The organism is Leptolyngbya sp. AN10, from assembly GCF_050565645.1.
In the GTDB taxonomy this organism is placed as follows: domain Bacteria; phylum Cyanobacteriota; class Cyanobacteriia; order Leptolyngbyales; family Leptolyngbyaceae; genus Leptolyngbya.
This window is the reverse complement of the sequence record NZ_JBNXVP010000001.1, coordinates 90558-104410: the sequence shown is the minus strand read 5'-3', so window position 1 is coordinate 104410 and position 13853 is coordinate 90558. Positions and strand designations below refer to the sequence as shown.

The 13853-nt window shown below is 46.2% G+C and carries 16 protein-coding genes; 6 read left to right on the top strand and 10 right to left on the bottom strand.

The window, feature by feature from the left end; translation table 11 throughout:
- Positions 1-35 precede the first annotated feature (35 nt).
- The 4 genes from ACQ4M5_RS00505 to ACQ4M5_RS00490 all read right to left on the bottom strand — a co-directional run bounded on the left by ACQ4M5_RS00505 (position 36) and on the right by ACQ4M5_RS00490 (position 4127).
- Positions 36-392 (bottom strand): hypothetical protein, encoded by a 357-nt coding sequence (locus tag ACQ4M5_RS00505; RefSeq protein ID WP_430673642.1) that lies wholly within the window; start codon positions 390-392, stop codon positions 36-38.
- Between the two features lie 150 nt (positions 393-542).
- On the bottom strand, positions 543-1535 hold the full coding sequence (locus ACQ4M5_RS00500; RefSeq protein WP_430673641.1) for a hypothetical protein: 993 nt from the start codon (positions 1533-1535) through the stop codon (positions 543-545).
- A gap of 87 nt (positions 1536-1622) precedes the next feature.
- Complete coding sequence (locus ACQ4M5_RS00495; RefSeq protein ID WP_430673640.1) at positions 1623-2447, bottom strand: hypothetical protein; 825 nt, start codon at positions 2445-2447, stop codon at positions 1623-1625.
- 612 nt (positions 2448-3059) lie between these two features.
- Complete coding sequence (locus ACQ4M5_RS00490) at positions 3060-4127, bottom strand: IS110 family transposase (protein WP_430673639.1); 1068 nt, start codon at positions 4125-4127, stop codon at positions 3060-3062.
- A 474-nt stretch (positions 4128-4601) separates the two neighbouring features.
- Between ACQ4M5_RS00490 and ACQ4M5_RS00485 the strand changes: the two genes are divergently transcribed.
- Genes ACQ4M5_RS00485 through ACQ4M5_RS00470 form a run of 4 tightly spaced genes read left to right on the top strand, consistent with a single transcriptional unit; the run spans position 4602 to position 6499 of the window.
- A complete protein-coding gene (locus tag ACQ4M5_RS00485; RefSeq protein WP_430673638.1) occupies positions 4602-4928 on the top strand; it encodes a hypothetical protein in 327 nt (108 codons plus the stop codon).
- Positions 4929-4931: 3 nt separating this feature from the next.
- Positions 4932-5240 (top strand): type II toxin-antitoxin system RelE/ParE family toxin, encoded by a 309-nt coding sequence (locus ACQ4M5_RS00480; RefSeq protein ID WP_430673637.1) that lies wholly within the window; start codon positions 4932-4934, stop codon positions 5238-5240.
- Between the two features lie 14 nt (positions 5241-5254).
- Positions 5255-5794, top strand: a complete 540-nt coding sequence (locus ACQ4M5_RS00475; protein WP_430673636.1) for a hypothetical protein — start codon at positions 5255-5257, stop codon at positions 5792-5794.
- A 9-nt stretch (positions 5795-5803) separates the two neighbouring features.
- The gene (locus ACQ4M5_RS00470; protein WP_430673635.1) at positions 5804-6499 is read left to right on the top strand and encodes a hypothetical protein; all 696 of its coding nucleotides are present in this window, start codon (positions 5804-5806) and stop codon (positions 6497-6499) included.
- A gap of 455 nt (positions 6500-6954) precedes the next feature.
- Here ACQ4M5_RS00470 and ACQ4M5_RS00465 read toward each other — a convergent pair whose 3' ends face one another.
- Entirely contained in the window at positions 6955-7959 is a 1005-nt protein-coding gene (locus tag ACQ4M5_RS00465; RefSeq protein ID WP_430673634.1) for a hypothetical protein, read from the bottom strand.
- On the opposite strand from ACQ4M5_RS00465, the gene ACQ4M5_RS00460 reads away from it, so the two are divergent.
- A complete protein-coding gene (locus ACQ4M5_RS00460) occupies positions 7958-9286 on the top strand; it encodes an ISNCY family transposase (protein WP_430673633.1) in 1329 nt (442 codons plus the stop codon). The two genes, ACQ4M5_RS00465 and ACQ4M5_RS00460, sit on opposite strands and share 2 nt — an antisense overlap.
- Here the strand turns inward: ACQ4M5_RS00460 and ACQ4M5_RS00455 are convergent.
- From ACQ4M5_RS00455 to ACQ4M5_RS00435, 5 genes are all read right to left on the bottom strand, one after another.
- Positions 9240-9935 (bottom strand): serine/threonine protein kinase, encoded by a 696-nt coding sequence (locus ACQ4M5_RS00455; RefSeq protein ID WP_430673632.1) that lies wholly within the window; start codon positions 9933-9935, stop codon positions 9240-9242. The two genes, ACQ4M5_RS00460 and ACQ4M5_RS00455, sit on opposite strands and share 47 nt — an antisense overlap.
- 467 nt (positions 9936-10402) lie before the next feature.
- On the bottom strand, positions 10403-10738 hold the full coding sequence (locus tag ACQ4M5_RS00450; RefSeq protein ID WP_430673631.1) for a hypothetical protein: 336 nt from the start codon (positions 10736-10738) through the stop codon (positions 10403-10405).
- The gene (locus ACQ4M5_RS00445) at positions 10699-10905 is read right to left on the bottom strand and encodes a hypothetical protein (RefSeq protein WP_430673630.1); all 207 of its coding nucleotides are present in this window, start codon (positions 10903-10905) and stop codon (positions 10699-10701) included. Before ACQ4M5_RS00445 ends, ACQ4M5_RS00450 begins: the two co-directional genes overlap by 40 nt.
- A 146-nt stretch (positions 10906-11051) precedes the next feature.
- On the bottom strand, positions 11052-11243 hold the full coding sequence (locus tag ACQ4M5_RS00440; protein ID WP_430673629.1) for a hypothetical protein: 192 nt from the start codon (positions 11241-11243) through the stop codon (positions 11052-11054).
- 150 nt (positions 11244-11393) lie between these two features.
- Positions 11394-12977 carry a hypothetical protein gene (locus ACQ4M5_RS00435; protein ID WP_430673628.1) on the bottom strand — a complete coding sequence of 528 codons (1584 nt, stop codon included), beginning with the start codon at positions 12975-12977 and terminating at the stop codon, positions 11394-11396.
- A gap of 289 nt (positions 12978-13266) precedes the next feature.
- On the opposite strand from ACQ4M5_RS00435, the gene ACQ4M5_RS00430 reads away from it, so the two are divergent.
- A complete protein-coding gene (locus ACQ4M5_RS00430; protein ID WP_430673627.1) occupies positions 13267-13848 on the top strand; it encodes a hypothetical protein in 582 nt (193 codons plus the stop codon).
- Positions 13849-13853 lie beyond the last annotated feature (5 nt).

Below are 13853 nucleotides of genomic sequence, written 5' to 3'. Positions count from 1 at the left end.
GTTGCTGTTGAGGTTTGCGAATGCTAGCAATTACTTTAAAGTATGCGGTACTTTGTGATATCACCGGGATCAAGCTTTCCAGATCCAGTCAGCTTGATCACCACTCTTGTTCCTTCTGGAACATAGAGACTCATGCGGTTTTTCTTAGGCTGTGATCGGTATTCTTCAGTGTCAACGCGTTTCCCGTTAATAGAAGCAACGCTATCAATCATTTGGATGCTGCCTGAAAAGCTACCACCCGTTATATTCATTTCCTGAGACTGGTGTGTACTTTTGAAGTTAATCACAACGCCGGTTGTATCTTCAGCATCGATATAAAGATCGTTCTCCTCTTTTTCTACCCGATAGTGACTTGTGTCGCCGGGAATGTTTACTGAAACCTCAGGGGTCATAGATTTATAGAGGAAAACATCACAGGTTGTTTGGATTCGGATGGTCTTAATCTCCTCGTAAAGTTCACAGATCATTTTTGTTCTCCTTGAGTTTTTCTCTTGGCTATTTCAGGGATGCGATCGTAAAGCAATATCGTATCCTTCGAGACTTTATTTCTTTGCGTCGTTAGATGTATTTGCATTAAAACCGTAACTGCGGTTGGTTTGATGTAGATTAAGACCTCCTAAAACAACATCTCCAGGCTGTGGTTGTGCAAGTTGTCCCCCTATCACGGCATCGGTCGGCTGAGGTTCAGACTGTTGGTGATGAGATAACCCCGATTTGGGAATGCACTCACTTTGGTCATAGAGCAAGATTGTGTCCCAAAAACTGTAATAGTGCTCCTTACACCATTTGCGATAGCACGCGGCGGGTGACGCTCCGGGCTTCAGCGCCAGATCGTGCAGCTTGATCCATCCAAGCGTGACCAGTCCAGGTGGGACGTTATCTTTGTGGTAGCACGGTGGGAGCGACTCATCGGCGATCGCGCAGTCATGGGTTTGATAGAGAGGGTTCCATTGCTCGGAGAATGGATTCCACGTTACGCCATGCACAATTGAGGTTTCGGATGGCTTTAGGTTATAGCGCTTTAGCTGAGGCTTGGTGAGTAAACCGGCTGGGCGATGATCCCACGGATAAATCGGTGGCAGAGTCAGATCGTCGATGCGGGCTTCATTTTGGTCGTAGAGATATTCCCACTCGCGCCCGTTCCAATACGCAGCACGTGCTTCATCAGAGGGTGCAAGATTCAACTGTTTGAGATCAAGCTCAGACCGCAGTTCAGTCGAGTGGCGCTGCGATCGATCTAAAATTGGCAGATGATGAATCGCGCGGACTTGATTTTTGTTGTAGTACAGCGTCAGAATGCCGCCCGGAAATTTCTGGAATGCGATCGCACTTCCCGTCGGTTGAAGATTTTTTGCGGCAAGGCTCGATCGCGTGTCGAGCTTTTTCTGTTCAGCGTTATTCAGCATTCCCAGATCGGGTAATCCCCAGCAGTTTGTTTTTGAGCGACTACGCCATTCCCGTAAGCACACGCAGCAACGATATCCTTTATCGGGGGTGCGATCGAACCGATGCTCAGTGGGAGTGAGGACTGTCATAACCCCTCTTTTTTCTGTACCGCTCAATAAAATCTGTGCAAATCGGGGACGGATGGAGAATGGTGGACAAACCTTCCTACTCTTATCCTAATTATCTTTTTGTTCCTGTCCAGTTTGCCGATAAAGAATAAGCTTGAGTGAGAGAGAAGCCAACGACGCTTCGGTGAGTACTACGATCGTAGTTGGAATCCCGGTCATGACCAGGGCTAATCTGAAAAGATCTAAATTCTGTCTTGTCATCGAATCCATCGGTATGTTTAAAGCTGGAACAAAAAACAGCCAAGCAATGCCTGAGAGCACCCCAGCCCAAAGCAGACTTCCAGCCCAAATGCCAACCCACTTAGTAAATGATGTCTTAGTTAAGTCTTGAGCTAAGTCTTGAGCCGTGTTGTGAAGAAAGTTGCGGCACTGAAGCCAGGAACTTGTTGATTCCTCTTCGTGGCTGTATGACCGATTAATGAGTGCGTTTACTTCTGTGCTGGAAGAATTACGATTTGAAGTCTCTACCATGCAATTGCGTCGAGCATAATCAACAAATGCCGCAGCGCCAATCAAGATTTCATCATCAGCAAACCAGACCAACGTGGGGCGGTACGGTTCTGCACCTTGCGATCGCGCTATTTCACCGAAGGTTGAGCAGTAGAGAATTGCTTCTTTATTTCCTAAACGAAACTGAGAAAAATCCCAAAAGAATTCGCGATTGTGGCGAGCTGGCTTCGGTTCAAAGTTCGATCGAGTTAAAGCCTGCTCAATCTGATCAATTGAAGGAGCGGGACACGAGTCTTCAAACGATAAGCGTAGTACGGAGTATGGGTTTGCCATTTTCTGATGCACGTTAATCTCCATCTGCTGGTAATGTTTTGCGATCTTATTTGCGGTCGTCGCTGTGAAGCGCAGAAAAGAAGTGATCACATTTTATATAGAAAATATGGGTCGATCAGAGCTTTCGGATCAACTGTACCAGATCTATCGTGTAAGATATGTGACCAATATCTGGGTCTTACTAAAGTCTGACTACGTTAAACGTGAAGTTCTTTAGGTACATTTGTACTATATCGGGATCGCGTCCAATTCAAGGCTGTAGAATAAGTCATACAGTTGAGCGGTGTAGAAATTCAGATGGTTTGAGATCTACTATGAAGCCGTGAGCCTGTCGAGTAGGGTACAGCACTTTCTTGCCCAAGCTATTGCACAAATTGACAAAATAGCTCTATCACTTCGGATAAGAAGCGTTTGTTCTTGTACTCTCGAATGCTTAAACTAGCAATAATCAGGGTTGGTCTAACCTACTATCCGAGGTGTCAATATCTTCGATACTTTATCCAGTCTATTTGTATCTTGAATATTGTCTCAAGCATCTGTGCAAAGGAGCATGTCTTATTCTCAAACTCAATGTAGCTGTTCATTCATCTCAATCCCAAGATCATGCTCTCAAACCTTTGCCTGACTCTTCAGTTCATTGCACTCATCCTCATCTCATTTCCATTTTATTGTTATCTCTGCTCCTAATTTTCTTACATTCACTTAAGTTATTGCAGCTTGTTCGACGCTTGAAGTTGTATGTTGCTCCTCATCCCACGGTTGCTGATCTCGAAGCATTGCCCAACACCGTACTAAAAGTTTGCGTGCTAGCGCAATCACTGCTGTTTTCTTGCGCGTCTTCTGTCCGCCACAGATGCGCTCATACGTCCGCACTGCCCAGGTGTTGTATCGCAACATTGTCCAGGCTGCTTCGACTAATGCAGTCCGTAATAGCCTTGACCCACGCCGCGTAATTCGACCCAAGCGATTCGTTTGTCCCGATTGATGCTGGCTGGGGACTAATCCAGCATAAGCTGAGATTTCCCGTGCGTTGCGGAATCGTTTCGGGTCATCTAAACACGCAACAATCACTTCGGCTGTTTTACGCCCCACCCCTGGAATCGTTTCGAGCAGTTTAACCTGTGATGCTGATTGGGCAAGCTCGGTCAGCTTGGTGTCAATTTGCTGGAGTTGTTCCCACGCTGCATCGAGCGCGGTTAGCTCTAAATCTAGTTCTCCTTGCCATAATTCGGCTAAACTACACTCTGAAAGAGTTTTACGATGTTGACTCAACGTTTCAATACCTGCTACTGTCCAGGCTTTACTGCCCCCTGGAATCAGGATACCTTGCTGGTCAAATAAGCCACGAATCCGATTCTGAATGCGATTGACTCGTCCAACCAGAGTCTTGCGATACTTGACTAAGCTGCGATACTGCCGCGTCTCAGGAACAGGCACATGAACGGGGGAAAGTTGCCCAAGCACGCTGAGACGACTCAGTTTCAATGCATCATCTTTATCCGTTTTGCGTTTAACGTGTTTCCATTTCCATGCCTCCCCAGTGGTGTCAGCAACCACGATCGCATATCCCAATTTTTTACACAGATCATGTACCCAGCCACTAATTGAACAAATCTCAATCACAACCCGGTCTGGTCGTCGCTGCTCTAATAGCTGCTGAATTGCCCAACGCTGGGTTGAGATGGTTTCATATTCTGCCTCGTTAGTTTCGGTATTGAAATCGCAAGCAACTGACTTGAATTTTCCTAGGTCAATGGAGAGAATGTGCATAGCAGCCTCCGTTGCGAGTTAGAATTTTCCCTCCAAGGTAGCGGAGGTTTCTTTTCTTTGCCTCACGGCTTGCATAGATTCTCAAACCATTTCGATCCCTGAATTTTCAAATTCTTACACTGCTTAATTTCTAGAACTGTGTTTTTTCCAACTTTTTTCTCGAAAAATCGCTGTATTGATGATATTGTCGGCGTTTCGCGTGATTAAGTCGAAATGGTCTGAGATCTCAAACCATTTGCATATTGATACCCTTAGCTCTCTAAGTTCTGGTGGTGGTCAACCCTGTCTCAGCAAGACTTTACAGGTTTATACTTTACAGGTTTATATTAGAAATGAATCAAATGGTTTGAGATCTCAAAGCATCTGAATTTCTACAGAGGTCTTGAAGATTTTGAAGCATTTGGCTCAACTTGTAGTTGGGGGGTGAGGATGGCGCTATCGGTCACAACCCGCCTTATCACCATTGACTCAATCATGAGTAGAATTGAATTGGAGATTAAGGACGGTCTAATGCAACAAGTTCCTCTAACTGCAACTGCCGATCAGTATCTAGCTATTCTCATGCAGCAAGGGTACAATGACCCTGCCCGTGTGATTGAAGAAGCTTTGGCACAGATGGTGAGAAGTTCACTCAACGAGCCAGAACAGGAATCGCCAGAAATACTGGAATGGTTGCAACGCGAGGTTGCAACTGGCGCTGACCAACTGGATCGAGGTCAGTTTTCTCGGCTGTCCCTGGCTGAAATTAGAGCTGAAGTCCTAGCGGAGTCCCAGCAACGCGAGGGCCAAGCAAACGGATAAGCTATGAATGGGTATCGACTATCGGAGCAGGCAGAACTGGATTACCGAGAGATTCTGGCATTCACGCTGGAGCGTTGGGGAATCAATCAGTTCGATAAGTATGCTGAGTTATTGGAAGCAACTTTTGATCGCTTGGTCGAGATGCCCACATTAGGCAGACAACGAGATGATATCAGACCAGGTTTCTACCGCTACCAGGTTGGACAGCATTACATTTTCTACCGCATCACTGAGGAGACATTGCAGATTGCTCGCATTCTTCATATCCGACGTAACGTTACGGCTAACTTCTTTGAAGATTTACGATTTTAAGCAATAAAGAGCTTATGGCGCGATCGATTAACCGCAAATGTCTAGCCTGTGCTACGCTTTCAGCAGACGAAGCGCAACAGTTGCATGGAGCAGAAGGCGATGGCTGTTGGGATGCAGAACGCTGCAAAAAACGCAGATCGCATTATCGGCACAGAAGCGATCGCAATGCGAAGCGAGTGGTTCAGCGACGGGTGCAAGATTCAACTGATGCCTTGATACGTTTTTCGATTGATGTTCCCGCGATCTCAGCGGCTGTCCTAATTATCTATAGCGAACATCCAGAACGATTTCGAGATGACACTCCGATTCATGCGATTAGTGCAGAGCTATGGGTAGGGACACAGAAGCAAGCTCAGATCGAGCCGATCGTTTGTTTAGGAATGCGGGGCGACAAGGTTACGGCACTCTTTCCACAAATTCTTGAAGCCTTTACTCACCAGTTTGCTAAAACCTACAATGAAGGCAGACCGTTCTACAAGTTTGCCGCCAAGATTCACCGTCATATTCGCGACTGCCCAATGGATTCTCCGTTTCAATCTGATTTACGACCATAGGAACAAAAAATGTCATTTGAACCGTTCGAACTCTGGCAGGAACTTGAAGAGGCAACCGAAGCCCCTCGATTTGTGAACTTTGAGTTGCTGTGGTCGTTATTAGAGAGAGCGATTGCACCGTTACCGCAGGCACAACAGTTGAGGATCGCGGGCACTGCGATCGAGCAGATGGCGGAAATCGTTCGATTACGATCCACACTGTTGATCTCAGAATGGGAAGCTGCACATTCTGGAGTTTATCAAGAGGCTCCGACGATTGAAATGGCACTGGTTGATGCTTGGGTGCGCCAATCGATGACGGTGAATTTAGAGGCGTTCATGGAACAACCGCGCACCAGTCGGCGACGACAGATCAAAGTTAAGTTGGCACCGACTGATTCGATCGCTGGAGAAGTCGAACCAACCGCACTTGTGCAGATGGTTGAGCAAATAGAGCAAGAGCAGAATGCAGCAAACCTAGTACGAAGCTTGGCAGGAGAGGAAGATATTGCTGCGTGGTCTTCCAGAATTTATCAGTGGTTACTAAATCACCCGATTGAATCTGCAATTTCCTTACAAGACCTTTGGCAGCAGTTAGAGATGCCCTGGATTGAGATGTGGTTAGGATTACTGCTTGGTGGATTTAATTTACAGCAATCTGGACCGTTTTACGATTCCGAAGTTTGGGTTACGGATTTTTGTGGTAGTTCAACGACTGACTCTTGAAGCTCTCCCACCACTAAGAGAAGCGTCGGTGGGAGATTCTCAGTTCTATAAATGAATCCGGACTTAGAAATTAGAATTGAGCAAAACTCTAATCTCTGCTTATGTCCAGCTCTAATTTTGGTACTTCATTGCTTTACGCTCTCAGTGTTACCGCACTGGTGCGGTAATCGTAATCCTATTATTCGAAATTCTATTGCGTTCTACATAATAAAATTCCGCTTTGTGAAACCGCTAGGTTGCAGATCCAGTTAAGGATACTTAAATGTATTTTAAGGTTGCAAAAGCAGGTTTCACCTGGGTTTGGATCTAGTTATTAAGTCTCTGGTGGCTTAGGGGAGTGCAAACTTGGCACCAATGTTTTCATAAAGTATGTCCGGTTTCTTTCAGAAGCCTTGGATTTCAAGGACGCTAAAGGATTCAGATTTTTTACGCAAGTAGAATGTTCAGGACATCAGTTAACGTGGTTCGTTCTTGCTGATGGGTGGCTGTGGCGTTATCGAACTAGGCGAAGTAGGGATTGTGCTAGGCGGAGTTGGAGTAGGCGTTGCTAGAGGGGTTGCTGTTGGTGTGCGTTGGCTGAATGGTTTTGTCTCAGGATGTTCAGGCATATCAGGTTCAACGGGGATTGTAGGGACAACCACGGAGCCAGGAGTCGGCGTAGGATTTGGCACGGCTGATGGTGTTGAGGTTGGTGTTGGGGTTCCTTGAGCCGAGGGTGAAGAACTTGCCTGTGGAGTTGGGGAGGGTAACTGAGGAGGGTTTTCTGTTGTACTGGGTTTGCTTGTGGGAGCGTTATCAGGGGCGGGTGGCGTTTCAAATCGGGGACGACTGAGTTCTTTAGGACGGGGTTTGGGCACTACTTTCTCTGATTGCGTGGGCGGTGAAGGGGGAAAATCTGGAGAGGTAATGTTAGATTTTGTTGACTCTGTTTGTGCAGGAATTGCCAAGGAAGGAGTCTGTTGATTTGACGGAGGTTGGTGTTTTGTTCGACTCAGTGCCAACATAAAGCTACCCCCAATTCCTAGAGCGATTAATGTGAGAACTATAGCTAGAATTAAAGTGTTGTGCTTGTTCGATTCATCAAGAAGATCGCTTGCCGCGATGGTCGCAAGTTGAGTCGGTTTGCGTTGTTTTTGTTGCGCTTCAAGCAGCCGTAAGTTAGCGTGTTTATCCCTCTGAATTTTGTTGTAGGGTGAGAGTAAATACTCTAGCCATCTGTCAATGCTCTGTGGACGGTCTTTTGCTTCGACTGCCATTCCCCACATAATTGCTTCGTTTACAGAGGGATTGATACTCGGTCGTAACTCTATCGGCTGTGGCTGTCTTTGGCGATCGCGCATTACTGCAGGAACCGGAAGATGTCCAGTAAGTAAGGTGTAACTCAGCAATTCCAAATTCAGATTTTGACAGGGGGGACAAGTGGGGAGAGGATAGAGGTTCCTCAGCGAGATCAGAAACATGGAGAGCCTGCCCCTGAGTTTTGCCGTGATGCTGAACTACCTCTATGAAGCAGTTCAACAGATAGCCGACCCGCGACAGTCAAGCAATGCGACGCGCTACAAGCTGAGCGATGTCATCTTAGGGGCGTTTTCGGTGTTCTTCATGCAATGTGAGTCGTTTCTCGACCATCAGCGGCAAATGCAAAGTCGGCGGGGGAAGGACAACGCTCAAAGTTTGTTTGGGATTGCTGAGATTCCCAGTTCAGTGCAGATCCGCAATCTGTTGGATGGAGTGGCAGCAACGGGATTGTTTGCAGTGTTTTTCCGGGTCTATGCTGCCTTGATGCGTGGGGGATATCTCCAAGCCTATGAGCAATGGAACGGACATCTGTTGGTGGCAATGGATGGGACAGAGTACTTCAAGTCACAGAAGATTCACTGTGAGTGCTGTTCGAGTCGAACCCACAAGAATGGCAGCGTCACTTACTTTCATCAGGCAATTTTGCCTGTGATTGTGTCTCCGACTCAGACCCAGGTGATTGCGTTAGTCCCAGAGTTTGTCACACCGCAAGATGGACACGAGAAGCAAGATTGTGAAGTGGCTGCCGCCAAACGATGGATTAGCGCTCATGCGGCTCGGTTGCAGCCTCAAGCGATAACGCTGCTCGGAGACGACCTCTACAGCCATCAACCCCTGTGCGAACACTGTTTGGCACATCAACTCAGCTTCATTTTTACTTGCTTGCCGGAGTCTCACGCTGCTCTCTACGACTGGCTGAACTATCTCGATGCCAATGGCGAAGTCAAGACCCTGGAACAAGCGCAATGGAACAAACGCACGAAAGAGATTTATCGCTACCGCTATGTCAATCAGATTCCACTGCGCGACACCCAACCTGCTTTGCTCGTCAACTGGTGTGAACTGACGTTAGTGCGAGAATCGGATGGGAAAGTCCTCTACTCCAATGCTTGGGTCACTGATCATCCCCTCACGCCCGAAACTGTGCCCAAAGTAGCAAGTGCAGGCAGAAGTCGGTGGAAGACCGAAAACGAAAATCACAATGTTCTCAAGACCAAGGGCTATCACCTCGAACATAACTTTGGACATGGACAGCACCATCTCGCTGCCACCCTTCTCACGCTCAACCTCCTGGCATTCCTCTTTCACACAGTCTTGCACCTCGTCGATGACTCCTATCAGCAGATGCGGCTCAAGCGCGGAACCCGCAAGGGCTTTTTTCAAGACCTTTTAGCATTGACCAAGTACCTTTGGTTTGAAAGCTGGCAGCATCTACTCGATTTCATGATCTCCGACTCCCCTCCTGCTCAATCGGCTGATTCCTCCTAGTTTTTTGAATTTGGAATTGCTGGGTGTAACTTGTTGCTGATAATCCATAAATGTCTGTTGCAGCAGTGCGAGATTGACTTGGAATGTATTGTTCTAACGGAGCATACCCAGGAGTTACAAGACTTGTGTGAGTTTGGGTTACACCAGGCGTAAATTCTCGCGCAATTCCGAAATCAATTAAAATCACTTGGTGCGTTCCTTGACGCAGCATAATATTTTGAGGTTTTACATCCCGATGAAGCAATCCATTTTGGTGTACTACCTTCAAGGCTTCGCCAATTTGTTTGGCGTAATAAATTGCTGTAGCTTCGGGTAGAACTCCATAACGTTCAACAACCTTGTCCAAAGGTAATCCGGCAATGTATTCCATTACGATGAACGGAAGATCCATTTCGATAAAAAAGTCGAGAATTCGAACAATGTTCGGATGTGAGCAAATTGAAAGCCTACGAGCTTCTTCATAAAACTGTTGCTGAAGCAAGCCAAAGTTCGGCTCAAGTTGCGTGGCTGGGTTCAATGTTTTGATGACTACGGTATGTCCAAAATTCTGAAAGATTGCTTTGTAAGTGATGCCAAAGCCCCCTTGTCCCAATGTTTCAACAATTGTATACTTCCCTTTCTGCAAAGGATAGCCGATAAGTGTGGGCATAGATAATGGACTGAATTTGTGTTTAAGTAGGTTGTAAAATTATGGGGTTATTATGGGTGTTGCTCAAAAAAACTTCGGTTTAGTACCTTGGTGTTTGAGCTTAAGTACATTGAAATCTGATGCTCCTTGAGAGTGATTTCTGATCTTCTTTGCATTGAAGATGGTTTTTCCAGCGATCGTTACGAGAGCCGCACTTTGACGAATCCAGCAAGAAACCCTGGGATGGATCATCAGGAATCGGGTGCAGTTGCCTACCTCTCGCAGTAATTTGCGTTTAAGTTTAAAGGTTTGATCGAATTCAAACGATCTGCAACTGGCACCCGCCACTGGTTCAAACTGTTTAGGAGGCATTGTGGTCGGCTGTGTAATCAATCGCTCACTGAACTTTCCGTTGTACGCCTTCTGCACCGATGCCTGCTGCTGGAGTCGCTTCGTATTCTACTTTTGCAACGCTCCGAGATCAACGTTTACCGACTTTGTTTGCCGCTGTAACTCTGCAAGGTTAAGCTTGAGCGGTTGATCAGCCAGTAGCGTCGGTTATCTGAATCGACGATGAAATATTCGATGGTGGATGCTAGGTTTCTCCGGCAGTATTTATCTAGCTTGCTCTGGATTTCCCTTAAGATGAGTGTCTTACTGTATAACTCCTTTTCGATGATTGTGGCTCTGATTTCAGCTACGGATAAAGGTTTACGCTTCATTCGCGCGAAGGTTGCGATCTCCTGCAAAAACGTCAAGGTGAGTGGCTCTTCTTGCTCCTCTTCTAACTCCTGCTGTAGGAAAGCGGCAAGAGATTCTGGCAAGCGCAGACCTTGGTTTCTTGCATTGCTTTTTCTGCCACTACTGAGATCGGTGTACCTTCTGCTAGTTCCGCTTTTGCAGCATTGGCGATCGAATCAGGCAGGCGAACAGGTTTTGTGGGTTCACCCCATTTCTCAGTCCATTCGGAACTGCCTTGCTTTTTGCTCATGGTTTGTTCAACTCGAACTAATAGTACTGTTTACAGTAATGGGAACCTCGAAAAATCTATTTCTTGAGTACAAATGTTTGAGCCGTAGTAGTGAAGTAGAGCCATTTGCTTCAAAATAGAGCATCAGCGCTGATGCTCGACTCTTGTTAAGTCGCAATTTGAGCTTGATGATACACGAATCGCTTGAAATTGTAAGTCAGATGCTTCAGTCCGAGCATCGTGCTGACCGCGTATTGAAGATAAATACATACGGCACCGACGATATGCCCTGCGTTAATGAACTTTACCTTCAGTCCCGGTAACGGCTCAAACTCAGCGCCCACGAACTTGGTCTGCATCCGAAACAGACATTGATCTCAGCACCAAAACCCACTCGATTATTGAGTTGAGCTTTTTTCTTGGCTTCTCTATGATTCCAGCTTTTTTTACCAAGATTGCAGCGATTGTCTACAATTGCAATGCCGCAAAAATCTAAGATGTGTTGAATTTCAAGACGCTGGAATCAGGTGTCCCCAACGATCACGGATATATGTGCTATGAAGAAACATGATTTCAGATGCAACGCCGCCCAGTCGTTCAACTTCTCGGTGAAATTGCCGACCGTGATTGTGGTTCAGTGAGTGGCTAGATTCATGAATCAGAATCTGAATGCTTTCAGCACCGGTTGGATTTTCCCAAAAGCAATCAACTTCTAACGCTAAGGTCAGATCATTGTTGCTGCTCCAGTGAGCGCTAAACGTTGAGATAACTGTGCCAAATTGTTTAGGCTTGGAGCCAAGTGCGAGATGCCCTTGAACAGCGGGACCTTTGATCTTGGATCGGGTCAGTAGCTGCTGACAAAACCAAACGGCAAATTCTAAACAATCATTGACTCTAGATTCTCCGCCGCGCTTATCGATCCACATTTGTCGCTCGTCGATCGAGCTGTGGTTTACGTCTTGAGTGCTGAATTTTTCTTCAGCAACTTGGTTCGCGATCTCAGTTTCAACTTCTTCGACGACTTCCTTGCTACTTGGTACATGGCTTTTGATCATTTGCCGGAACCCCCCTGACATCTGAGAAGTCTTGACAATTTCAGCACCGAGACTGCGTTGAGCATCATCGTCAAAGTCACGCTTGCCCATGTTAGGGACGGATCGAACAATATTGGAGCCAAAAGCCTGTCGAATAATCTGCTTTTGAACATCGGCTTCGCACTTGGCTCCAGCAATGCCTACCCAGTCTGATTTGATTTGCTCTGCGTTCAGATCGGAAAGAATGACTGGAAGACAGGCGCTGTGAATTTTGATTGCGTAACCGCTTGCATAGGCATCGCGATTAGGATTCATTGGCACTCGAGATAATACATTTGCATGATATGCAACGGTCCATTCAGCTTCGGCAACTGGAATTCCCATTTCATACAAGAACGGTGTTTCACCTGGAGCAGTCTGTACAAGTTCAACTTCTGTTTTACGCACCGGCTTCTTCCAGGTTTGACTTTGCGGATCAAAAACTTCTGTGGGAAGTGCTGCTGTAACTGTGTATTGAGGTTGACGCGGTTCGACGATTTTCCCGTTAATCTTAAATTGAATGTGAGCAGGAGTTAAGAAGCGACTAAAATATTCGTCGAACTCAGAAATCAAGGTTTCTTCCCAGTTCATGATCATGTCGACAAGTGTTCCAGAAATTGGAGTTTTAAGCGTTGCTTGTCGGGTTTTTTGAATGCCATCTTCTTCAAAGAATGTAATGGCTTGATTGCCAGATGCGACTTTTGCAGAACGTGCGGTGCATAATACTTCTTTGAATCCCCGCCCAAATCGACCACGTTTGCGGCAGCTATCTTTTTTATGCGTCATATAGACGATTCGAAGATCGGCTAAATTCTCGATTCCGCTGCCGGAATCTTTGCATTGTACATGAAAGAATCCCTCTTTATGTTTGTAGTTGAGTTTGACTTCTCCAGGCTGATCCCCGATTGCATCGAAGGCATTTTGAGCCAGTTCCTTGACCAAATGTTGAGGGGGTCGTGCTTGGTTTAGTGCGGCAAATCCTTGAGTTGAAATGAGCAGCCAGCCGGTTTCAGTAGACATAACTAGATAATGAGTGGAATTAGGGACAAGAAGACTTGAATTTGCCGATTAAACGAGTGTTTGAGCAGTAATTTGCTATTCCTGACTCGTCAGTGAAGGTGATTGAACGGTTACCTGTTAAAAGGTTCATCTGGAACCGTAGTTGTAAATTCGTTGTTTTGACGCGGGTCTATTTCACTACGGTTGAGTTGAGGAATGTTGTGCTGAAAGTTCTTTTTTCATTATCAGATCTAGAACTCTTTTCGATTTGTTAAAGTGAAGCAAATGCGAATCACACGCGGAGGCTGCGATGCGAAAGCGAGCACTTTCAAACGAGCAAAAGTTAAGTCAGGAAATAGAAGAGGTTGTTGTAGAAGATGAAGTGCTCGAAGTGCTCGCGGCAGCGCAATCGCTTGCAGAGGCATTTCAAGGAACGGTTGTTGATCTGCCAGAGAATTGGAGTGGTTGGTCTTGGCTGGTCGATCGAACAGCTTTGTCAGAAAGAGTATCGTCTTCTGTGAAAACCACTGATTCTTTGTTTTACACGTCAACACCGGTTGAAGAAGGTTCATTTTTTGAAGATCCAGAGTCAAATTTTGAACAGATAGAGCCATTTGAAGTTGTTTTAGGACAGGATTCCTGTACAGCTAAAACGTCTGGTGCCTGGGTTTCACTCAATGATTTAAGAGGCTGGTATCGGCAGGTTTATCAAGATTCTCAAGGAAATGACCTTGAAACGCTCGATCAAATTGCGGAAGTGGGACAGTTGTTCAAGTCTCAGTTTGGAGATGAGAATCCCGCTCAGGAAAATTGGTTTTCTGACTGGGATGCTGAGTTGCTTGAGCGTTGGTTTGGTTTTTACCAATCCTTGCAGACAGCGGATGCAAATTAGTGGAT